General features: G+C 58.2%; 19 protein-coding genes and 2 pseudogenes. 13 read left to right on the forward strand and 8 right to left on the reverse strand.

Annotated elements, in window-relative coordinates; translation table 11 throughout:
- A pseudogene (locus Q7C30_RS09285) lies at nucleotides 1-620 on the forward strand (hypothetical protein); the annotation flags it as partial.
- A 19-nt stretch (nucleotides 621-639) separates the two neighbouring features.
- Here Q7C30_RS09285 and Q7C30_RS09290 read toward each other — a convergent pair.
- On the reverse strand, nucleotides 640-2,370 hold the full coding sequence (locus Q7C30_RS09290) for a DUF4209 domain-containing protein (protein ID WP_317871335.1): 1,731 nt from the start codon (nucleotides 2,368-2,370) through the stop codon (nucleotides 640-642).
- Nucleotides 2,371-3,081: 711 nt separating this feature from the next.
- Between Q7C30_RS09290 and Q7C30_RS09295 the strand changes: the two are divergent.
- A pseudogene (locus Q7C30_RS09295) lies at nucleotides 3,082-4,249 on the forward strand (IS3 family transposase).
- A gap of 163 nt (nucleotides 4,250-4,412) precedes the next feature.
- Here the strand turns inward: Q7C30_RS09295 and Q7C30_RS09300 are convergent.
- Together Q7C30_RS09300 and Q7C30_RS09305 are read right to left on the reverse strand one after the other, a co-directional pair.
- Nucleotides 4,413-5,039 carry a hypothetical protein gene (locus Q7C30_RS09300; protein ID WP_317871336.1) on the reverse strand — a complete coding sequence of 209 codons (627 nt, stop codon included), beginning with the start codon at nucleotides 5,037-5,039 and terminating at the stop codon, nucleotides 4,413-4,415.
- 7 nt (nucleotides 5,040-5,046) lie between these two features.
- Entirely contained in the window at nucleotides 5,047-6,084 is a 1,038-nt protein-coding gene (locus tag Q7C30_RS09305) for an ImmA/IrrE family metallo-endopeptidase (RefSeq protein WP_317871337.1), read from the reverse strand.
- 485 nt (nucleotides 6,085-6,569) lie between these two features.
- On the opposite strand from Q7C30_RS09305, the gene Q7C30_RS09310 reads away from it, so the two are divergent.
- Nucleotides 6,570-7,136, forward strand: coding sequence for a sce7726 family protein (locus Q7C30_RS09310; protein WP_317871338.1), 567 nt, complete (start codon nucleotides 6,570-6,572; stop codon nucleotides 7,134-7,136).
- On the opposite strand, the gene Q7C30_RS09315 is transcribed toward Q7C30_RS09310, so the two are convergent.
- The 5 genes from Q7C30_RS09315 to Q7C30_RS09335 all read right to left on the reverse strand — a co-directional run bounded on the left by Q7C30_RS09315 (nucleotide 7,120) and on the right by Q7C30_RS09335 (nucleotide 11,007).
- Entirely contained in the window at nucleotides 7,120-8,145 is a 1,026-nt protein-coding gene (locus Q7C30_RS09315) for a hypothetical protein (protein WP_317871339.1), read from the reverse strand. The genes Q7C30_RS09310 and Q7C30_RS09315 overlap by 17 nt on opposite strands.
- A gap of 235 nt (nucleotides 8,146-8,380) precedes the next feature.
- Nucleotides 8,381-9,226 carry an abortive infection family protein gene (locus tag Q7C30_RS09320; protein ID WP_317871340.1) on the reverse strand — a complete coding sequence of 282 codons (846 nt, stop codon included), beginning with the start codon at nucleotides 9,224-9,226 and terminating at the stop codon, nucleotides 8,381-8,383.
- Between the two features lie 47 nt (nucleotides 9,227-9,273).
- On the reverse strand, nucleotides 9,274-9,891 hold the full coding sequence (locus Q7C30_RS09325; RefSeq protein ID WP_317871341.1) for a hypothetical protein: 618 nt from the start codon (nucleotides 9,889-9,891) through the stop codon (nucleotides 9,274-9,276).
- A 76-nt stretch (nucleotides 9,892-9,967) separates the two neighbouring features.
- Complete coding sequence (locus Q7C30_RS09330; protein ID WP_317871342.1) at nucleotides 9,968-10,543, reverse strand: PIN domain-containing protein; 576 nt, start codon at nucleotides 10,541-10,543, stop codon at nucleotides 9,968-9,970.
- Nucleotides 10,540-11,007 carry a helix-turn-helix domain-containing protein gene (locus Q7C30_RS09335; protein ID WP_317871343.1) on the reverse strand — a complete coding sequence of 156 codons (468 nt, stop codon included), beginning with the start codon at nucleotides 11,005-11,007 and terminating at the stop codon, nucleotides 10,540-10,542. The genes Q7C30_RS09330 and Q7C30_RS09335 overlap by 4 nt, the downstream gene beginning before the upstream one ends.
- A gap of 736 nt (nucleotides 11,008-11,743) precedes the next feature.
- Here Q7C30_RS09335 and Q7C30_RS09340 point away from each other — a divergent pair.
- The 10 genes from Q7C30_RS09340 to Q7C30_RS09385 all read left to right on the forward strand — a co-directional run bounded on the left by Q7C30_RS09340 (nucleotide 11,744) and on the right by Q7C30_RS09385 (nucleotide 22,409).
- Entirely contained in the window at nucleotides 11,744-12,199 is a 456-nt protein-coding gene (locus Q7C30_RS09340; RefSeq protein ID WP_029614028.1) for an Lrp/AsnC family transcriptional regulator, read from the forward strand.
- Between the two features lie 165 nt (nucleotides 12,200-12,364).
- Nucleotides 12,365-14,047, forward strand: a complete 1,683-nt coding sequence (locus tag Q7C30_RS09345; protein WP_039581181.1) for an NAD(P)/FAD-dependent oxidoreductase — start codon at nucleotides 12,365-12,367, stop codon at nucleotides 14,045-14,047.
- 18 nt (nucleotides 14,048-14,065) lie between these two features.
- A complete protein-coding gene (locus Q7C30_RS09350) occupies nucleotides 14,066-14,860 on the forward strand; it encodes a carbon-nitrogen hydrolase family protein (protein ID WP_317871344.1) in 795 nt (264 codons plus the stop codon).
- 42 nt (nucleotides 14,861-14,902) lie between these two features.
- Nucleotides 14,903-17,221 carry a pyrroloquinoline quinone biosynthesis protein PqqF gene (pqqF, locus tag Q7C30_RS09355; protein ID WP_317871345.1) on the forward strand — a complete coding sequence of 773 codons (2,319 nt, stop codon included), beginning with the start codon at nucleotides 14,903-14,905 and terminating at the stop codon, nucleotides 17,219-17,221.
- A 177-nt stretch (nucleotides 17,222-17,398) separates the two neighbouring features.
- Nucleotides 17,399-17,476 (forward strand): pyrroloquinoline quinone precursor peptide PqqA, encoded by a 78-nt coding sequence (pqqA, locus tag Q7C30_RS09360; RefSeq protein ID WP_080754815.1) that lies wholly within the window; start codon nucleotides 17,399-17,401, stop codon nucleotides 17,474-17,476.
- 78 nt (nucleotides 17,477-17,554) lie between these two features.
- The gene (gene pqqB, locus Q7C30_RS09365) at nucleotides 17,555-18,466 is read left to right on the forward strand and encodes a pyrroloquinoline quinone biosynthesis protein PqqB (RefSeq protein WP_029614026.1); all 912 of its coding nucleotides are present in this window, start codon (nucleotides 17,555-17,557) and stop codon (nucleotides 18,464-18,466) included.
- Nucleotides 18,467-18,475: 9 nt separating this feature from the next.
- Nucleotides 18,476-19,231, forward strand: a complete 756-nt coding sequence (pqqC, locus tag Q7C30_RS09370; RefSeq protein WP_317871346.1) for a pyrroloquinoline-quinone synthase PqqC — start codon at nucleotides 18,476-18,478, stop codon at nucleotides 19,229-19,231.
- Complete coding sequence (pqqD, locus tag Q7C30_RS09375) at nucleotides 19,228-19,503, forward strand: pyrroloquinoline quinone biosynthesis peptide chaperone PqqD (RefSeq protein WP_317871347.1); 276 nt, start codon at nucleotides 19,228-19,230, stop codon at nucleotides 19,501-19,503. The genes pqqC and pqqD overlap by 4 nt, the downstream gene beginning before the upstream one ends.
- Nucleotides 19,475-20,623: a pyrroloquinoline quinone biosynthesis protein PqqE gene (gene pqqE, locus Q7C30_RS09380; RefSeq protein ID WP_317871348.1), complete on the forward strand. Its 1,149-nt coding sequence runs from the start codon at nucleotides 19,475-19,477 to the stop codon at nucleotides 20,621-20,623. Before pqqD ends, pqqE begins: the two co-directional genes overlap by 29 nt.
- Nucleotides 20,616-22,409, forward strand: a complete 1,794-nt coding sequence (locus Q7C30_RS09385) for a S9 family peptidase (protein WP_317871349.1) — start codon at nucleotides 20,616-20,618, stop codon at nucleotides 22,407-22,409. Before pqqE ends, Q7C30_RS09385 begins: the two co-directional genes overlap by 8 nt.
- Nucleotides 22,410-22,443 lie beyond the last annotated feature (34 nt).

Consider the following 22,443-nt stretch of genomic DNA (forward strand, 5'->3'; position numbering starts at 1 on the left):
TGCCCCGGGTACCCAAAGGCGACCAGGTCTGGCAGCACAGCGAGGCCTGCCAGCAGCGTGTGGACGCGGACGGCAACTGGCTGCGCCAGACGGATGGAAAGATCCAGGACAAGGCGATCGAGCGCGAGGTGGAGTCGCTGGCCAACCGAGAGCAGTTCCAGAGCCACACTAGGAACGTGGACGACCACTCGACCGAGACGGTAGGCGGGGTGAAGAAGGTCGAAGCCCTGGGAGCGCTCAAGCTGCTGTCCGGCGGATCCGCGAGCCTGGCCGCTGTCGATGACCTGCACCAGGCCACCGGGCGCGATCTCAACCTGGTGGTGGGGCAGAAGTTCAATTCGACGATCGGCGGCGACCTGTATGAGCGGATCGAAGGAATGCGGAAATGCATCACGGCAGGTAGTCAGCGCCTGCAGGCGCCTAAAACTTGGCTAGGGTCCAAAGATGTGAACATCATCCAGCTAATTTACGACCTAGCCTTAATAGTTATTGAAATGAATCAACAACTAGCCTTACACAAACACGGACCAACACCACCACCTGACAACCAAGAAATTTTTTCCAACATGTTTGAAAAAACCTCTCTGATTGCCACCACTTTGGAAGAAGTTAAACTATAGAGCATCCTCACCATCAGATTTACCCATAGGTCTTTTTCCAGTACCCAGCAAACGGACGCATTATGATTTGTAAAATTTGCCACCAGAAAAAAATGGCGCCACTGCTATACATGTAATTGCTAGGCACATACCCGTGCGAGACCTGATTTCTTAAATCACCATATATTTTATCTGTGAGGATTGCCTTTATCCCAAACATGGCATCCTCACCGAGCGCACTCACGATCTCCTCATTGTCAAGCAGTGAAGAAAGACTTTCGCGCTCCTGGGTTCCATCTGAAAATTTTCGAGTATTCTCTCTTGCTTTTTGGCGCAAAATATATCGCAGCGAGTTCTCAACCTGAGGGATAAGAAAATGTGTCGACCCCAGAAAGTCACCCTGTAACCCGGCGTTTAGGCCTCTCAGGTAATATTCTTCGTGCCCTGTTGGGACGAATGGATGATTTCGAAGCAGCCTCATCCAAAATTCATCTTCCCAGTAATAACTCAAAGATAATTCTTGTAGCGCCGGCAATATACGAGCCTGGACCATAAATTCATGCTCAAGCTTCAAATACTGCATCATTTGAGCCCATATACCCTCCTCATCTTGCTCCTCGGATGTCACACTAGGAACTATGGCGACCGGAAGCCCTTCATGATCTATGTGCTCAGCTCCCATATGAGCAAAGATATTACCGTCTAGGGACTTCAAAGCGTCATCTCGCAACTTGCTTACATCAGATGGACGAGCAACAAAAAGAACCAACCGAAACAAGCTGTCGAAAAAATCAGTGCCGGCAACCACCTTTTTAGCATCGGCGACATCTTCAGAGATATCTGGCGAAGGAATGGAGAATGAAGACATATACTGTCGCCAGTCTCGTTGATGCTCTCTGAGGTCTGAATACAGTGAATCTCGCTCCGAACGAGTATTAGGTATCCTTTCAAGTGCTTCAATCGCCGAGATAATACACGCACAGCTCATAAAATTATTGTGAGCCCTAGCCTCTGCGAGATGGCAATCAGCGATCTTGCGAAATATTTTATTCACTAACTCTGGATCGGACATTGCACAACTAGCTGCCAACTCCAGTAATGAAACAGCTATGCGATAACTCTTCTTATCAACATGCCGATCGGCAAAGTTCAAGCAAACTGAACAAATCCAACCATTATCCTTGATGCGCAAATCATACATGACCCTTACTGATTTCAATTGCTGATCGTCAAAAGACCCTAACTCCAATTGATCAATCAGATATTCGGACAAGCCTGAATAGACTTCTCCAAACGCTTTCTTATATCGGAATCCAAGGCGTAGCCCCCGCTCAATCCTCTGGAGCGCCGTGAATATCTCTCCAGCAGCGATAAGTTCTTGAGCACTTTGCCAGTACGCATTCACAGCGATTTCTGCCTGAGCTACCAGTCTAGGTAATCTAAGCACGACAATATCACTTATCCTAGCCCTTAGTTCGGAGCTACTAATCTCCGACGTAATTGCGGCCAAGCAGAAAATATCTTGATCACTGAAGAAGTCTAAGGTGGCACTCGTTTGAGTTCCAAAGCGACACAGCGGTACTAAGGGCGCTTGCGCACTCGAAGCGTCGAGCATCATCGAAGTGGCCCACGCCAAAACCTCACTGAGTTCTGAGTCGGCGGCACTGCTTAACTTAGTCATTATCTCCGAACAGCTCATACCTGGAGACAACTTCAACGAATCAATTATTTGCAGCATCTCCAGCGGAGATGCGTGATTAGGCTTATCCATATCCCACCCTAAATTTCCGATGTTCTTTTCTTAGCAGGTAAACGCTGCTTGGGTAAAGAAAAAAGCGTGAAGAAATCACTTATCCCCCTCCCGCCGACGCGCTTTGTCTCGCGAAATAGTGCAACCGCCAGGGCTGGTGCAACCCTAGCCCAGGGCAGGTGCTGCACGGGCCGCCTGGCGTACCAGGGCATTGCACAGCGTGCAAAGAATTGAAGATCTGTGCAGCTCGGTACAGTCGAATGTGTCCACAATGTGTCCACACCGAATTCCAATACCTTTCCCCAATGTTGGTAAATATTCAATAAAATCAGGCTAATACAAGGTTTAATCAACCGCCACGGGGGATTTTTTCGGGCTCATAATCCTTTGGTCCACGGTTCGAGTCCGTGTGGGCCCACCACCTTCAAAGCCGCGCATTGCGCGGCTTTGTGCTTTTCAGGGGTGTGGCCTCACGAATAATCCTATGGTCCAAAGGTACAAATTAGGTACAGTGCAGTTCTGTCTGCTCGCCTTTGGAGTCCTCAGATGGCCACAATTGTCAAAACCCCTGCCGGCACTTGGAAAGCTGTCATCCGCAAAACTGGATGGCCCACCAACTCTAAAACCTTCCGAACTAAACGCGACGCAGAAGACTGGTCACGTCGCACTGTAGTGGTCTACTAACCCCGGACACCTTTTTAGGCGAGAATGCTCGCCATACAGAGGTGTTCGATGAGCAGACAACGACGTACCTTCACCCCGACTTTCAAGCGTGAGGCTGCCAGCCTGGTGCTCGACCAAGGCTACAGTTGTCCCGAGGCCGCCAGATCTCTCGATGTAGGTGAGAGCTTATTGCGCCGCTGGGTTACCCAGTTGCAGCTGGAGCGCGGGGGCGTTACGCCCACTACCAAGGCGCTCACGCCGGAGCAGCAGACCATTCAGGAGCTTCAGGCCCGTATCAACCGGCTGGAGCTTGAGAAGAAAATATTAAAGGAGGCCACTGCGCTCTTGATGGTCGAGGAACACGGGCGCAGACGTTGAAGTCGATTCGGCAGTTGGCAAAGCACTACCCTGTTCAACTGTTGTGTTCAGTCTTCGAGCTACCCCGATCTTGTTATTACGCCCACTTGGCCCGGCGGCGTCATATCGATGTCCGCGAGTGAACCTATGCAGTCGTGTCAACGAGCTGTTCAACCAAAGTCGTAGCTCAGCGGGCAGTCGCAGTCTGGTTGCCATGCTGCGGGATAAAGGCATTAACGTCGGGCGTTTCAGAGTCAGAAGATTGATGAAGGAACAAGGACTGATCAGCAAACAGCCCGGTTCTCATGCGTACAAGAAGGCCACGGTCGAGCGCCCCGACATTCCCAATGTCCTTGATCGCAAGTTCACCGTGGCTGCGCCAAACAAGGTCTGGTGTGGCGACATCACGTATATCTGGGCAGAGGGGCGATGGAGCTATCTGGCGGTGGTCTTGGACTTGTACAGCCGCAGAGTGGTGGGTTGGGCGATGTCCGCCAAGCCTGATGCGGAACTGGTCGTCAAAGCGCTCGACAGGGCTTACGAGATGCGTGGCAGACCACAAGGCGTGCTGTTTCACAGCGACCAGGGCAGCCAATATGGCAGCCGGGGTTTCCGCCAGCGGCTCTGGCGCTATCGGATGATTCAGAGCATGAGCCGAAGGGAAAACTGTTACGACAATTCGCCCATGGAGCGGCTGTTTCGTAGCCTGAAAACGGAGTGGGTGCCGACAGTGGGTTACATGACGACAGCGTTGGCCGAGCAGGACATCGGCCGCTACCTCATGCAGCGGTACAACTGGATAAGGCCGCATCAGCACAACGGCTTCGTACCGCCGGCGGTTGCGGAAGAAAAACTCAATTCTGTGTCCGGGAATTGTTGACCACTACAGTCAGCTCCAAATCGGGCAAGGGAGCGGCGGGCTACGTCCCTCCAACATCAAGGCTGCACGCACCGTCCTACAAACACGAAGCCCCACTCCGGGGCGAATACACACGCATAATCTTGACGCTTGGTAGAATATAGATGCTTATGCCTCCAGGCAGTCAGCAAGGAAGCAAATACTTCCCACTGGTATCCGCCTCAAGGGAGCGCATATAGCTGATAAGCGCCTCGACTACAGACTCTAACGGGTTTTCCGCCGTTCGACCGAAAGCGATGCTCATAGAAGTATCGACGTCCGGTCGAGCACGAACCTTTGCCGAGACCAATTGGAACTCCGAGCTTCCCAGGATCAGATATAGGGCTTCTTCTAGACAGATCAGTCGAGCCCATAGAGCATCGATCACTGGCATGCCCTCAACCTTGGAAAGCGCTACGTAAGCCCGCTTGTCGCCACTCAGGAGCTCTGTATCCTCGTTACCATAGAGTGCAGCGAATAGAGTTGCCTCACCGCTATCAATATCAGGTCGATTGAGCTGGAGCAGCGGATTCGCAGATTCAGCCACAACCTCTACTTCAGAGGCTGACGCCACGAGCTGTCGCGCAAGGTCAACCGCCTCCAAAGAACCGAGTTTGGCGAGAGCCTTATCGTCCTTGGTCAGCTTCAGCTGAAACTTCAGCTGCGGGAGCACCGCAAAGTCGCCCAAACCACAGCCCAACGCGCCGGCCAACTCATGGAGAAGGTTGTATTGGCATATTTTTTTTGCGACATCGCTATCGAGCAAATACAAGACTGAGCTACCTCGCAAATCCTTGCATGGAAAGAAGATGCTCGGCACTCTCTTCGGAGATCGCTGACAGATCAGTATTCCTTAAGAATCGATCCCGCAGTAACTCGATCGCTCCGACCTCTTGCGGAACGAACCTCAATGCCTGATTAGCCCAAATCCAGTCATCATGCTCTTTGGCATAAGACAGGATAAGGTGCCCCTGATCTACAGCATTCTCCCGACTAGCCCTAAGCGCGGCAGCAGCCAAAGTGGTAGCCGATGTCTGGCGAGGTATCCGTCGAACAATGTCCATTTGCCCGCGCCGTATGAGGCTGAGGGCGAAAGTATCTGCCTCCCGTTCCTGCTCATCCCTTCGGACCTGCACACGACCTTCAAGCCCTTCACTCACATCAGCGATGTCTTCATCAATCAAAGCACCGTTGTCCTGGACGTGCCCGCACAATATGTGGGCAAGCTCATGGGCCAAAACGAACAATTGCTTAGATTGATGTGTGTGGTTGAACCCCACAAGGATTGCTGGCCGGCCGTCGACGATGACGGCCATACCGGTCATGCGCTTTGTGTTCCTGGGCATCTCTTTGAGAAATAGAACCGGAATTCCATTCATCCAACAGAGATCCAATAACCCCTGAAAGTCAACGCATGCCCGACCAGTCGAGTGGCGCACTAGCTCATAAATTTCAAGGGGATTAGCAGGCAACTCACGATAGGGCGCTCGACTAGCAAAGACCGCCAGACGAGCTAAAGCGATGCCGAGGCCTGCCGCGACATTGAGCTCGTCAACACGAGTATCTGCCCTGTGTTTGAAATTGGCACGCGCGGCACGCGGCTCGATCGCCAGATCGCCGTCTTGCCCAAAGCTCACGTCTAGGCCCAACCGCTGCTTAAGGATCAGAGCAAATTGGAACGCCCCCGCGCTGGTTTTCAACAAGCTGTTGTCCCACCAGTCAGGAAGGAGCTTCGTGACATACGCACGCGGATAACCTGCAGCCTGAAGGCTCTCGAAAGCAGATTTAACGGTTATAGGAGTCTTTGCGTCATGCATATGCAACCTCCTCTAACGCTCTTCCAGTTCTCATGTTCTCATGCCCGCTCGACTGTGCGCAAAAAGCAGCTCAGCTAGCCGACGAGCGTGCTCCTCAGATCCGTCCCAAACGGAGGCGAGAGCATTCATCAAAATCTCGCTGGAACGGGGGTCAGACACATCACGGGCCACATCAATATTTGCATATTCGCATAACCTGAGATGAGTCTTAGTGAACCGCCTGGGAGCTGCGAAAAGATTTCGGTAGATCTGTGACTGATTTACCCCTGTATCCCTTGCGATGGCTGAGCTAGTGACCATCCCCCTTGCAGCAAAATGCTCCAATAGCTCGGCAACAATTTGGGACAAAGGCTTTGGCTGGTTCATGCAAGTATATTAGCATATTTGCATAGCGTCCTCTACCAGCTAAGCTTATCCGTCAGGTCGGAAAGTCACGCAAAAAAGCTCCATTTGCGGCATCATTGGCGCCTACCTGAGATTTCTCCATGCGCGAAACTGATATCAAAATTGCCTTAACACATCACCTAGCAGCTGGTATGCCTAACGTTTCGTCTCACTTCCTAGAGGAGGTTGAGCTGAATGGCGGAGAGATCCGTGCGGATCTGGTGCAGGTTTTAGACATGCACTGCTATGAGATCAAAAGCGCAGCGGACTCTCTAACACGCCTTGTTGGGCAGGGTTCACGCTATGCTCGCGCATTCGATCAGGTAACGCTTGTCACTGCGGAATGCCACCTCAAGAAAGCGATGCCAATGCTGCCTCCTTGGTGGGGGGTTATGGTTGTGCCAGACGAGGCCGGCAAAACCTTCAAGCAGGTACGAAAGGCCAAACCTAACAAAAGACATGAACCCGACGTCTTGGTCACCCTGCTGAAGCGTGAAGAGGCCCTGCAGATTCTCGAAGAGCTTGGGATCACCCGCGGCTTCAAGAGCAAGAGCCTCTACGTTATTCAAGCCAAGGTCGCTGAAATGCTTCCTCTGGAGGACCTTAAAGCGAAAGTCCGTCTACGCCTGATCGAGCGGGCTAGAAGCGCTATCAGTACTGCTCCTTGAGCACGTATGCAATGTGGTGACTCCACCCTTCGGTGATGTGATAGTGTCCACAACGCTTCTTCTTCACTGGAAAATTGGGATCAGCTCGCTCAGCCAAGATCTCGTCCCCGAATGAATATCCAGCTCCTTTGAAATCCTGAGGATATGTGCTCACCAAGATTTCGGAGATCGCAATGGAGTCATTGGTGGTTTTCCCATCCGCTCGCAGGATCAACCAATCGTTGCCTCGGGTGTAGCGGATCGCGATACGATTGCTACGAAGCTCCAGGATGTCCTCCGTCCAACCTGGAGAAAGGGTTCCATAATCGCCATACCCGACTTTCAAGTCCGGCACACTAGCGTTTACCTCGCTCCAAAATGCCCAATCCGAACGCTTGAATGTAGCCGAACCAGTTTTGACAGATGCCAAACTAGCAGGGTATGCGCCCGAAACAACATGCACCGATTTATAACCAATGGTGCTAAGCGACCGTAGATCTTGACTGAAACTGGCGATCTGGACTGGCAGCCACTCCTTCGGACTCACTCCTAGGTCGACAATCAATGCCGATTCGATCCCTGCAGAATTCAGATAGGTGTAAGCACCTCGCACCAATTGCAGTTTATCGTTGGGAACGGCAAGGGCATCCAAACGCAACCGGATGACTACTGAAGGAAGTGAGGTAGCCAATTTCATAAATTTGGCGCCCATGCTCGCAACGTACGCAGGTCCTAAGACCGGCGAGGCTGGAATTTTTTGCTGAACCGCATGCTGCATGAAATCTAAAAGCTCATTCTGGCGGACATGGGTCAATTGCCCGCTAGGATTTGCATAATCTACCAAGACGTCATGAGGCCATACGGCCTGGAGCTTTCCAAGAAGGTTCAGATGCTGCTTGGAAGTACGCACCTCAATGCATGGCTGCACGCGGTGTACGTGTGCTGCTTCGACCTTTTCGAGAGCACGCTGCTCCCACGACTGCCACTTGATGATGGGAACGTAACGCGGATGCTGCGGAAACTTAGCCATGGCCCCTCCTTGGCTCAAAATCAGACTATAGCACTCTGCCACCACTCGATACGCAATACTACTTGTGTCTAATAAACAACAGGAGATCGGAGGAAAAGCTGGTGAGGTCTGGACACCAGCACCAGCAGGGACGGACTAAGCAAGCCATTGCCACAGGTAGCTGCTTTGTTTGTGCGCTCGCAGCGGTAGCTACTGTGACCTGCCCTCTTTCTCGATCGAGTTTGGTGGTCGGTAGCTAGGCCGATCGACGCTCACGTTTCGACAACTTCCCGAGCAAGTACGCTGAGATAGTTCCCACGATCTCAATAGCGGCTTTAGCCTCCTCTGACGAAAGAGTGGCCACCCAAGGTCTTCCATGGCCAGCACCCTGCTTGTTGCGAACTCGATTGACGCCAAGAGCAGCGGTGAACAGGCCACGCTCCATCGACTTAATCACTGGCTCACCAGGCTGCTCGGGAATCTCTGGCACTGCTAACTCAAGAGCAATGAACGCCATCCCCAAAAGGCCTTGGAAATTCGCCCTTTCTGGGTAGCGCCCCTCAAGAGTCATAAGCACGTGGGCTGCGGTGGCTTCTAACAAATCCTTTCCTGTACCCGCTATGAGAGCCGCATCTTCCGCCCCCTTTTGAGCACGGAGGGCATAGGCCCACAAAGCATCAGTCAATTCCGCTCCGGCAAGGGCGGTCAAGACTTTGGGAGATACCGTCCCATCGTTGGCTAGGTTAAAGCCCTCTGCGTTGAAGGCTGCCTTAGCGTTATCCACGGCCTCAAGGCCAACGTAGTTCGCAGACGTCTGGCGAAAACCACCACAGGCTCGGACTTTAGATAGAAGCCCAGCGACTAACCGAGAACCCGCCTCAGGCTGTAGTTCCATCGCACTGTAGAGCACCGCACGAACTCGCTTCGCTTTGCCGATGGTCTGCCCCTGCTGCTTTGGATCATGCTTGGAAAGACCAGCAGTGTTTACTTGGAACTCAATATCAGAATGAGATGGCTCCCGATAGCTTCCACTATTTCCAGAGTCGTCTACTAACTGAGCCAATGCATGGATGATCGTATCTGTAAGCGGGAGAGTATTCATAAGCCTCACACCAATCTTTTCAGCAGACTTGCAATTCCTAGTCGCCCTTAACGCTTCCCTAGCATAGATTCCTTCATTGCCTGCAAGAGGGGAATAAGAGTGTAGATGTGAATCTTATCCGCTTCGACACCTGAAATGAAACCTTCAAACTCATAGCGCTTATCTACAAAAAAACAGTTTATTAAACCTAAAAACTCTACCATATCCTTTCTAGATTGAATCTTAGGAACCCCCCCTGAAATAAACCCTACAATTTTGTCTTGGATCTCATCACTGAGATTGACAAAAAGCTCAACCAGCTCATGAGTTCTATATTTTTTTGGAACCTGAAGACGACTGTGCAGAATAGAAACCACAGAAGGTTTTGTCTGCTCAACATATTGTTTTTCGGTCGCTGGCCGCTGATTACCGTCTGGTGTAATTTCAAAATAGGCTGGATCGAAAACCCGCTCAACCACCTGCGCCTTAAAATACAACTCCAAGGCAAGCGCCCCGTTAGTAAACACCACATTCAATCTTGGGTCACTGTATGGACTCAGCATTTTAGCCAGTTCAATGGCGACATCACCAAAAGCTGCAGCGCTCTCAAGAATATGGTTCTCATCTATCCAGATTGTAGATTCAAACCCTGGATTTTTCGGAGCTTCTTTCTTCGACTTAGACATAAATACGTCCTGTAATTGTGTACAGCCCCTTGCACATTGGGGCTAGACTTTTGCCCTGGAAAATTATTCGATAAATTTAGAGAAGGAATTCGAAGTCAGAAAGCAGCTTCACCGTCTCTGGAAGCTTCTGCTGCAGAAGTTTATCAAGGTATTCCCGAACACTATGCGGCGGATTTTTCAAAGCGGCTCGCTGACGTCGAGCGGCCTCTAGGACAGCCGCTTGATCAAGATCCCATAGATCAGCAATAAAATCGTCCGGGTGTAGCGCTTCTATACCGAATGGTTCAAGAGAAGCTTTAGGAAAATCCTTGAGATTGAAAGTCACAATAGCGGAAGCGTTACATTTGATTGCAACGGCAAGCACATGACGATCATCTTGGTCTGGCAGCTCAAGCCCAGCAACAATGGCTTCGTAATCGGTAACCAGCGCGTCGGGTATGGCTTGATCCATCAGTTCGGAGGTGCGATTCAGCTGTTCTGCAGTTAAATCTGTTCGATTCAATAGCAGATTGCGCTTCCATTCATCATGGATCAAAGCTGACCAGCGCGCTCGATACGCACCAGTCAGCGCAAGACGCATTAAAAAATCACGCAATGGTGCAGGGTACAAGACATTCGCATCATAAACTGCCGTGTAAGGAGAATGCCTCATTCGTACCCCATCCCAAGCTCCTGAGCCTGGGCAGCGAGATCATCTAGGGCAGAGTGACTAGCGAGTTCTCGTTGCTCTTTGTATTCCATCAGATCGGCGAATTTGACCCGACGATGACGCCCTGTCTTTGTGTGCGGAATCCTACCCTCATCCAGCAGCTTCACTAGGTGAGGCCGCGAGACGTTAAGCAAATCAGCACCTTCCTGAGTGGTCAGCTCAGCATGAATCGGGACAACCTTGACGGCATTTCCCAAAGCAAGCTCACTGAGAATCTCGCCAAGCAGGCGAAAGGCAAACGTCGGCAGTTCAACTACCTGACGTTGTTGCTCTCCGTCCACCAGTTCGATGCGCTGGGTTTCCAGCTTAGTCGAGAGGAAGGCGGCTAACTGTCGGCTTGACTCCACGGCCGCAGCAATTTCCTTCTCATCAGGAAGCACGGTGCGAGTGAGGTCGGCGGTGGTCATGGTTTTCTCCAAAAACTCAGTGATATAGCAGTGAACGTGGGGGCATGACTGCAGCCACGTAGAGCATTTATATTCGAAAAAAACGAAAAACGCAATAAACGAAACACCCGTATGCGACCGAAGGCAGATCCTCTTGGCGCGCTTCCTGGACGGGAATTCCGTTGAGAGGTAGAAAACTCGTGCAGGGATCACGCTGCTCCAAGCTGGTGAGGCATGGATGCCGAGCCAGGCCCCGGGCGGCTTTTTGCCCGGGGCCTGGACACCAGCGCCGGCAGGGACGCCGGATCGACGGTACAAAACAAGCCACTTGGCCAGGTACACTAGCGGTACAGCACGAAGGTCCTCACCTGTAACCTACCGTTCGCTAACATACTGATTGCCCTGTACTTTCGCGTCCTGTACCGTTTCCTCGTGTAACCCAATGAAACCTAGCGCAACGGTGTCATTGGCGAACTCATAATCCTTTGGTCCACGGTTCGAGTCCGTGTGGGCCCACCATGTTAGAAGCCGCGCATTGCGCGGCTTTGTCGTTTCTGGCGGCGGCCGTTTTCATGTGGCACTAGAACTCACTGACCACAAACAGTCCACACCAGCACATTAGACAGTGAGCCGGGTAGCGCATCGTATTCGGCTCCCGGATCTGTCAGTTGACGAGCTCCGCTTTGTCTAGTTTCCCAAGCGGCTCCCCACAAACCCCCGTACCATCGCCTGAGTCCACCGCACCAAGAGCCCCGCCATGCCAGACACCCTCCCCCTGGACCACACCGACCGCCAGCTCATCGCCCTGCTGCAAATCAACGCCCGCGAAAGCGTGGCGACGCTGGCGCGTCAATTGGGTATCGCCCGCACCACGGTCACCTCGCGCCTGGCGCGGCTGGAAAAGCACAAGGTGATCACCGGCTATGGCGTGCGCCTGGGTCAGCGTCTGGCCGGCGGCGGTCTGCAAGCCTACGTCGGGATCAAGGTTCAGCCACGTGCCGGACGCGAGGTGGTGCGCCGGCTCTCGGCCATGGGCCAGGTGCAGCAACTGTGCGCGGTGAGTGGGGAGTTCGACTATGTGGCCTGGTTGCGCAGCGACTCCCCCGAACAGCTCGACCAGTTGCTCGACCAGATCGGCAGCCTTGAAGGGGTCGAGAAAACCACCACGTCGATCATCCTCAGCCACAAGGTGGATCGTGGTCAGGCAGTGTGAACACTCGTCATAACGTTCGACGCTCAAGTCGTTATGACGAAAAAACAGGCATTTCGACGCCACTCTTGCTCTTAATAACGACCATCCCTAGCCCTAAAATGATCGCCAGGCATTTCCTATACTCAGGCTCCGCCCTCTGTGCAGCCGCTCTGGCAAGGTCATCAGATGAACAAGAAAAACCGCCATCCCGCCGACGGCAAGCCACCGGTGACCATCTTCGGCCCCGACTTTCCTTTCGCATTCGATGACTGGCTGGAGCATCCTGCCGGGCTCGGCAGTATTCCTGCCGAGCGGCAGGGCGAGGAAGTCGCCATCGTCGGCGCCGGGATCGCCGGTCTGGTGGCGGCCTACGAGTTAATGAAGTTGGGGCTCAAGCCGGTGGTGTACGAGGCGTCGAAGCTCGGGGGGCGATTGCGCTCGCAGGCCTTCAACGGCACCGACGCCATTGTCGCCGAACTGGGTGGCATGCGCTTTCCAGTGTCCTCCACCGCCTTCTACCACTATGTCGACAAGCTGGGGCTGGAAACCCGCCCCTTCCCCAACCCGCTGACCCCGGCCTCACCCAGCACGGTGATCGACCTGGAGGGCCAGACCTATTACGCAGAAAACCCCGGCGATCTGCCACCGATCTTCCGCGAAGTGGCAGACGCCTGGGCCGACGCGCTGGAAGACCGCGCGTCCTTTGGCGAGATCCAGCAGGCGATCCGCGAGCGTGACGTGCCGCGTCTGAAAGCGCTGTGGAATACGCTGGTTCCGCTGTGGGACGACCGCACCTTCTATGACTTCGTCGCCACCTCCAAGGCCTTCGCCCAGTTGAGCTTCCAGCACCGCGAAGTATTCGGCCAAGTGGGCTTCGGCACCGGCGGCTGGGATTCGGACTTCCCCAATTCGATGCTGGAAATCTTCCGCGTGGTGATGACCAATTGCGACGATCACCAGCACCTGGTGGTCGGTGGCGTCGAGCAGGTGCCGCAGGGCATCTGGCGGCACGCCCCGGCGCAGGCGGCGCACTGGCCGGCCGGTACCAGCCTCAAGTCGCTGCATGGCGGTGCACCGCGCGCGGGGGTCAAGCGCATCGCGCGGGCCAGTGACGGGCGTCTGGCGGTCACCGACAACTACGGCGACTGCCGCCACTACGCGGCAGTGCTGACCACCTGCCAGAGCTGGCTGCTGACCACGCAGATCGACTGCGAGGAAGCGCTGTTCTCGCAGAAGATGTGGATGGCCCTGGACCGCACGCGCTACATGCAGTCGTCGAAGACCTTCGTCATGGTCGATCGGCCGTTCTGGAAAGACAAAGACCCGGAAACCGGCCGCGACCTGCTGAGCATGACCCTCACCGACCGCCTCACGCGCGGCACCTACCTGTTCGACAACGGCGACGACAAGCCGGGGGTGATTTGCCTGTCCTATGCATGGATGAGCGATGCCCTGAAGATGCTGCCGCACCCCACCGAAAAACGTGTGCAACTGGCCCTGGACTCGCTGAAGAAGATCTACCCGAAGACCGACATCGCCGGGCATATCATCGGCGACCCGATCACCATTTCCTGGGAAGCCGATCCTTACTTCCTCGGCGCTTTCAAAGGCGCACTGCCGGGCCATTACCGCTACAACCAGCGCATGTACGCGCACTTCATGCAGCAGGATCTGCCGGCCGAGCAGCGCGGCATCTTCATCGCCGGCGACGATGTGTCCTGGACGCCGGCTTGGGTGGAAGGCGCGGTGCAGACTTCGCTGAATGCGGTGTGGGGTATCATGAACCACTTTGGCGGCCGCACACATCCGGACAATCCAGGTCCTGGCGACGTGTTCGCCGACATCGGCCCCATCGCCCTGCCCGACTGAAAACCGCGAGGAAACGCCATGCGCATCGCCCTGTTCCAAGGCGCGCCCAGGCCACTGGACGTCTCTGGCAACCTAGACCGGTTGCGCGAACGGGCACATCAGGCGGCGGCGCAAGGTGCGCAGTTGCTGGTGTGCCCGGAAATGTTCCTGAGCGGTTACAACATCGGCGCCCAGGCCGTGCAGCGCCTGGCCGAGCCCGTCGATGGCCCATCGGCCCAGGCTGTGGGCGAGCTTGCACAGGCGCAGAACATTGCCATCGTCTATGGCTATCCGGAGCAGGGCGAAGACGGCGCGGTCTACAACAGCGTGCAGTTGATCGACGCTCACGGCCGCCGACTGTGCAACTACCGTAAGACGCACCTGTTCGGTGAGCTGGACCGCACGATGTTCGGCCCCGGCGAGGAGCATTTCCCGGTGGTGGCGTTGAATGGCTGGAAACTGGGGCTGCTGATCTGCTACGACATCGAGTTCCCCGAGAACGCCCGGCGCCTGGCGTTGAACGGTGCCGAACTGATCCTGGTGCCGACCGCCAACATGGTGCCCTACGATTTCGTCTGCCAGGTGACCGTACGTTCGCGGGCGCAGGAGAACCAGTGCTACCTGTTGTACGCCAACTACTGCGGCTCGGAAGGTGAGATCCAGTATTGCGGGCAGAGCAGCATCGTCGCGCCGGACGGCAGCCAACTGAGCCTGGCCGAGGATGAGGAAAGCCTGCTGCTGGCAGACCTGTCACATGAAACGCTGAGGCAAGGACGCGAGGCCTTCCCGTATCTGGCCGACCTGCGGCACGACCTGCATCGCGTCCAGCGCTGAGCCGCCAGAGCTGCGGCGGCGCAAATACGCTAGCATGCGCCCATGACCGACCCGATCCGCACGTTGACCCTGGCCAACGGCCTGCACCTGACCTTGCGCCACGCGCCACGCCTCAAACGCGCTGCCGCCGCCCTGCGGGTGCATGCCGGTAGCCACGATGCCCCGCCTAGATGGCCCGGACTCGCGCATTTTCTCGAACACCTGTTCTTCCTCGGCACCGCCCGCTTTCCTTTGCAGGACGGCCTGATGCGTCATGTGCAGGCGGTCGGGGGTCAGGTGAATGCCAGCACCCGCGAGCGCACCACCGATTTTTTCTTTGAAGTGCCTGTCAGCGCCCTAGGCTCGGCACTGGAGCGCCTGTGCCAGATGCTGGCCGAGCCGGATCTGAGCGTCGAGCGCCAGCGCCGCGAGCGTGAGGTGATCCACGCCGAGTTCATCGCCTGGTCGCGCGACGACCAGGCGCAGCGCCAGTTCGCGCTGTTGCAGCGTGTGTCGCCGCGCCATCCGTTGAGCCGGTTTCATGCAGGCAATCGATACAGCCTGGCCGTGCAGGATCCTGCCTTCCAACGGGCGCTGCTCGACTTCCACGCCCGTTTCTACCGGGGTAGCCACATTCACTTGAGCCTGTGCGGCCCGCAATCGCTGGACGCACTCGAAACACTGGCCCGACCGTTCGCCAACCTGTTCGCCGAGGGTCCAGCGCAGGCACAGCAACCGCCTCCTGCCCTGCTCGACGCGCCCTGGGTCGAACACCCGGCCACGGCGGGCTGTCTGGAGCTGCTCTTCGCCCACGACGCTCTGCCGCCAGGCGCCGCACAGGCGTTGGAGCTGCTGCTGTCCTGCCTGCACGACAGCCGCCCCGGTAGCTGGCTCGACGCCTTGCGCCAACGCGGCTGGCTGCGGGACGTCCACAGCGAGACGTTGTACGCCTTCGCCGGACAGGTGCTCTGGCACATTCGATTGTATCTGAGCGATGACGCTCTGCCAGCAGAAGTCCGCAACCTGCTGCATGGCTGGCTCGCCAGCTTGCGTCAGTCGAGCGTCACGCGACTCAATGACGAATTCGGGCGTTTGCAGCAGCGCCGCGAGCAAGCCGCCAGCGCCTTGGAGCTGGCGCGTCGAGACAGCGCCGACAACCCGTTCGCGGCATTGGATGCACAAGCGCTCGAGGCCTTCCAAGCGCTGCTCGCAGATCTTCCCGCCAGCGCTCACGGCCACTGGCCACCACCTGAGGATGAGCCGCTGCTGCGGGCTGACCTGCCGCACGCACGTGCCGGCCTGCCCGACGACGTGGCGATCAGCGCGTTGCTGCCACCTGAGCGTGGCCTGGCGACGCTCTACCTGCATTGGTTGATCGCCTCGCCGCTGCGCGAGCGCTTCCATCACGTCCTGTCGCAGACCCTGCGACCCTTGCTCGAACGTGCCCGTCGCGCCTCGCTGCAACTGGACTTCAGCCGGGAGGGCGAGCACTGGCAACTGCGTTGCGCGGGCAGCCCGGGCGCAGTGATTCGCACCGTCGCCCTGGCACTGGAGGCTCTGCGCCAGCCGAGCGCTGAACTGTTACGCACTCCAGCGCCCAGCAAAGCGCCGCAAATGCCGATCCGAGCGCTGCTGAGCGCGCTGCCCGATCATCTGCACGGCAGGGCCGCGCCGCCTCAACCGGCGAGCCTGCTGGATCAGTCGATGCTCGACCGGCTCTGGGCCAGCGCCCCTCGGCAAGGCCTCGCCATCGGCTTCGACCTCACCGCGCAAGCCGCGCTCGGCGCTGTGCTCAAGCACGCGCCTGGAAAGCCTGGCGTGCGGCCGTCTGCCCCGACACGCTCGCCGGGCCGGCGTTGGGTGCGGCACGCCACAGGCGGCAGCGAGCATGCCCTTGTGCTGTTCTGCCCGCTGCCCAGCGCCGCCGAGGGCCCTGGTCGGCTGCTAGCGCAAGCGCTGCAAGGGCCGGTGTACCAGCGTCTGCGCGTGGAGTTGCAATTGGGCTATGCGGTGTTCAGTGCCTTTCGTCAGATCCAGGGCCAAGGCGGCTTGCTGTTCGGCGTGCAATCGCCGAAGGCGAGCCCCGCGCAGATTCTCGATCATCTCTTCACAGTGCTGAACGAAGGAGTAACGCTCGACACGGCCGCCCAGGCAGCCCTGGCGGCGCAGTTCGACGAACCGGCGATGCCCAATGCCGAGGTCGCGCACTGGGCTTGGCAGACATATCTGGCTACAGAGCCGACAGACCTTTCCCAGCTCCAGCGGTCTATTCTCAACACCACTCAGCCTTTACTGGATGAACTGCTGAAAAGCCTGCTGGACGCCGATCATGGTTGGCTTTGCCTGGCTAACGGCGAGGCCCCGGATGAGCGCTGGCAATAACCCAACCCACGCCGGGATTGTTACCTCAAACGCAACGGCGCTTTTCCAAGAATTAACCATTGCGTACAAAGTTTTCTTGTAAGATAGCGCAATCTCAGCCAATGGAACCTCCTGCTCCAGGCGGCGCCCAAGTAGATAGCTGACACCACCCCAACCCTATCCGGAAGGAGCACCACCATGACCACCTGGACCAAACCTGCCTACACCGACCTGCGCATCGGCTTCGAAGTCACCATGTACTTCGCCAACCGTTAAGCAGCGCTGCAGTGCAACGCCTCGGCCCGCCGGGGCGTTTTCGTTTCATGGACAGGGTCGTCCGGCAAGAGAGTAGCCATGTATATCCAGATTCTCGGTTCCGCCGCCGGCGGCGGCTTCCCCCAGTGGAATTGCAACTGCGTCAACTGCAAGGGTTTTCGTGACGGCAGCCTGCGCGCCACCGCCCGCACCCAGTCGTCCATCGCCCTGTCCGACGACGGCGAACACTGGATCCTGTGCAACGCCTCGCCGGACATCCGCGCCCAGCTCCAGGCCTTCGCGCCGATGCAACCGGCGCGCGCCCTGCGCGACACCGGCATCGACGCCATCGTGCTGCTCGACAGCCAGATCGACCACACCACAGGGTTGCTCAGCCTGCGCGAGGGCTGCCCGCACCAGGTCTGGTGCACCGACATGGTCCACCAGGACCTGAGCACCGGCTTCCCGCTGTTCACCATGCTCAGCCACTGGAACGGCGGGTTGCAGTGGAACCGCATCGAACTGCAGGGCAGCTTCGTCATTCCGGCCTGCCCGAACCTCAGGTTCACCCCCTTCCCGCTGCGTAGCGCCGCACCGCCCTACTCGCCGCACCGCTTCGACCCGCACCCGGGCGACAACCTCGGCCTGCTGGTCGAGGACACCCGCACCGGCGGCAAGCTGTTCTATGCCCCAGGGCTGGGCCAGGTCGATGCCGCGCTGCTGGAGATGATGCACGGCGCCGACTGCCTGCTGGTGGACGGCACCCTGTGGGAAGACGATGAAATGCAACGTCGCGGCGTCGGCACCCGTACCGGCCGCGAGATGGGTCACCTGGCGCAGAACGGCCCTGGCGGCATGCTCGAAGTGCTCGACGGCTTCGCGCGCCAGCGCAAGGTGCTTATCCACATCAACAACACCAACCCGATCCTCGACGAGGCGTCGCCCGAGCGCGCCGAAGTCCTGCGCCGCGGCGTGGAAGTGGCCTACGATGGCATGAGCATCGAGTTGTAAGGAGCCCCGATGAGCGACGCATTGCCGATGTCCCCTGCCGAGTTCGAGCAGGCCCTGCGCGCCAAGGGCGCCTACTACCATATTCATCACCCGTATCACGTGGCCATGTATGAAGGCCGCGCCACCCGCGAGCAGATTCAGGGCTGGGTGGCCAACCGCTTCTATTACCAAGTGAACATCCCGATGAAGGATGCTGCGATCCTGGCCAACTGCCCGGACCGTGAAGTCCGCCGCGAGTGGATTCAACGCCTGCTCGACCACGACGGCGCACCCGGCGAGGACGGTGGCATCGAAGCCTGGCTACGCCTCGGCCAGGCAGTGGGCCTCGACCCGGAGCAACTACGGTCCCAGGAACTGGTACTGCCCGGCGTGCGCTTCGCCGTCGATGCCTACGTCAACTTCGCCCGCCGCGCCAGTTGGCAGGAAGCGGCCAGCAGTTCGCTGACCGAACTGTTCGCGCCGCAGATTCACAAGTCGCGCCTGGACAGTTGGCCGCAGCACTACCCGTGGATCGATCCGGCTGGCTACGAGTACTTCCGCACGCGCCTGGGCCAGGCCCGCCGTGATGTGGAGCACGGCCTGTCGATTACCCTGCAGCACTACACCAGCGCCGAGGGCCAGGCGCGCATGCTGGAAATTCTGCAATTCAAGCTGGATATTCTCTGGAGCATGCTCGATGCCATGAGCATGGCCTACGAACTGAACCGCCCGCCGTATCACAGCGTCACAAGCGAACGCGTCTGGCACAAGGGGATCGCGCCATGAGTCTCGACCGCAACCAGGTGCCGAACTGGCGCCCGGGCTACCGTTTCCAGTACGAGCCCGCCCAGCAAGGCCATGTGCTGCTGTACCCCGAGGGCATGATCAAGCTCAACGACAGCGCCGGGCTCATCGGCGGGTTGATCGATGGCCAGCGCTCTGTCGCCGCGATCATCGCCGAGCTGGAACAGCAGTTCCCCGGCATTCCCCAAGTGGCCGAGGACATCGAGCAGTTCATGGAGGTGGCCCGTGCCGGACACTGGATCGTCCTCGCCTGAAGTGCCGGTGGGCCTGCCGCTCTGGCTGCTGGCGGAACTGACCTACCGCTGCCCGCTGCAATGCCCCTATTGCTCGAACCCGCTCGACTTCGCCGAACAAGGCAAGGAACTGAGTACCGAACAGTGGTTCAAGGTGATGGCCGAAGCCCGCGAAATGGGCGCGGCGCAGATCGGTTTCTCCGGCGGTGAGCCGCTGGTGCGCCAGGACCTTGCCGATCTGATCGGCGAAGCTCGGCGCCTGGGCTACTACACCAACCTGATCACCTCCGGCATCGGTTTGACCGAACAGAAGATCGCCGCCTTCCGCCAGGCCGGGCTGGACCACATCCAGATCAGCTTCCAGGCTAGCGACGAGCAGGTGAACAACCTGCTGGCCGGCTCGAAAAAGGCGTTTGCGCAGAAGCTGGAGATGGCGCGGGCGGTGAAGGCCCATGGGTATCCGATGGTGCTCAACTTCGTCACCCACCGGCACAACATCGACCGCATCGACCGCATCATCGAGCTGTGCCTGGCCCTGGAGGCCGACTTCGTCGAGCTCGCCACCTGCCAGTTCTATGGCTGGGCGCACCTCAATCGCCTCGGCCTGCTGCCGACCCGCGAACAGCTCGAACGCGCCGAGCGGATCACCAACGAGTACCGCGAGCGGCTCAAGGCCGAAGGTCATCCGTGCAAGCTGATCTTCGTCACCCCGGATTACTACGAAGAGCGCCCCAAGGCCTGCATGAACGGCTGGGGCAGCCTGTTTCTCACCGTCACCCCGGATGGCACCGCGCTGCCCTGCCACGGCGCGCGGCAATTGCCGGTGCAGTTTCCCAACGTGCGCGAGCATGACCTGCGCCACATCTGGTATGACTCCTTCGGTTTCAACCGTTTCCGCGGCTACGACTGGATGCCCGAGCCTTGCCGGTCGTGCGACGAAAAGGAAAAGGACTTCGGCGGCTGTCGCTGCCAGGCCTTCATGCTCACGGGTGATGCCAGCAAGGCCGATCCGGTGTGCGCCAAGTCGCCGGACCACGGCATCATCCTCAAGGCGCGCGAAGAGGCGCAGACCGCGCAAATGGAGATCGAACAGATGACCTTCCGCAACGAGCGCAACTCCCGGGTCATCGCCCGTGGCTGAGTTCAGCGCCGCCCAGGCCGTGGCCGCTGGCACCGACTTCGCCGAGCTCAAGGTGAGCGCGCTGGGGGTGTTCTGGAACGAGTTTCGGCCGGCGGACGGTGCCTGCCGGATCTGGCGCTGGCACCAGGACCAGGCCCAGTGCCTCACGCCGGACGGGTTCAGCGTGCGCAGCCGGGTGTACGAATATGGCGGCGGCAGCTTCTGCCTGGCGCATGACGCAGTGTTTTTCGTCAATGAACAGGATCAGCAAGTCTACCGACAGGCGCTCGACGGCGCAGCGCCGCAGGCACTCACCTCCATGGCGGACTGCCGCTACGGCGACCTGCTGTGGCACGACGGTCAACTCCTGGCAGTTGAGGAACGGCATGCCGAGCGCGTCGAGCATCGGCTGGTGGCGTTGACGGTCGAGGGCCGCGAGGTGCTGGCCGAAGATGCAGATTTCTACGCCTCGCCGACGCTGAGCGCCGACGGTAAACGCCTGGCTTGGATCGAATGGGACCGCCCCGCGCAGCCTTGGACCGTGACGCGACTGATGTGCCGCGAACGGCAAGAAGCCGGACATTGGGGCACGCCACGCTGTGTCGCTGGCCAGGACGAATCCTTGCAGCAGCCGCGCTTCGACGCCGAAGGTCGCTTGTACTGCCTGTCGGACCGCCACGGCTTCTGGCAGCCCTGGGGCGAAATCGACGCCCGCTGGCAAGCCCTGCCAGCGCTCGCCGCCGACCACGCCGCAGCGCCCTGGCAACTGGGAGCCTCGACTTGGCTGGTGCTCGGCGCGCAGCAGTACGTGGCCACCTGGTTCGAGAACGGTTTCGGCGTGCTGGGCCTGCGCGAGGGCGACGATGTCCGTACCTTCGCCCAGCACTACACCCGTTTTCGCAGCCTGGCGCTGGATGCGCAGCACCTCTACGCGATTGCCGCCTCACCCACGCGGCCTCCAGCGGTGCTCGCCATCGCCCGCGACGGTTCCGACTGCCAGGTACTGGCCGGCGGCAGCCAGATACTGCCCGATGCGCACATCAGCCAGCCGCAACCGATCAGCTATCCCAGTGGGGACGACCAGGCCCACGGTTTCTTCTACCCCGCCCAGGGCGAGGACACCCTGCCGCCGCTGGTGGTCTTCATCCATGGCGGCCCAACCTCCGCCTGCTACCCGGTTCTCGACCCCCGTATCCAGTACTGGACCCAGCGTGGCTTCGCCGTCGCCGACCTCAACTATCGCGGCAGCAGCGGCTATGGCCGCGCCTATCGCCAGGCCCTGCACCTGCGCTGGGGCGAAAGCGACGTGCAGGATGCCTGCGCCGTGGTCGACTACCTCGCTGGCCGTGGATTGATCGATCCGCACAAGGCCTTCATCCGCGGCGGCAGCGCCGGTGGCTACACCACCCTGTGCGCATTGGCCTTTGCCGACGTGTTCCGCGCAGGCGCGAGCCTCTATGGGGTCAGCGATCCCATCGCCCTGGCCAAGGCCACGCACAAGTTCGAAGGGGATTATCTGGACTGGCTGATTGGTGACCCACAGGCCGACGCCGACCGTTACCGCGCACGCACGCCGCTGCTGCATGCAAGGCGAATCAAGGCGCCGGTGATTTTTTTCCAAGGTGAACTGGATGCGGTGGTGGTGCCGGAACAGACCCGCAGCATGCTTGAGGCCTTGCAGGCCAACGGCGTGGAAGCGGTCGGGCATTTCTACCCTGGGGAGCGTCATGGCTTTCGCCAGGCAGGCAACCTGGCCCATGCGCTGGAACAGGAATGGGCGTTCTATCGCCGGGTGCTGCAACCCTGAAAACACGCCGGGGCCGCAAGACGGCCCCGGCTTC

This window comes from Pseudomonas sp. RAC1 (genome assembly GCF_030658255.1).
Classification (GTDB): domain Bacteria; phylum Pseudomonadota; class Gammaproteobacteria; order Pseudomonadales; family Pseudomonadaceae; genus Aquipseudomonas; species Aquipseudomonas boreofloridensis.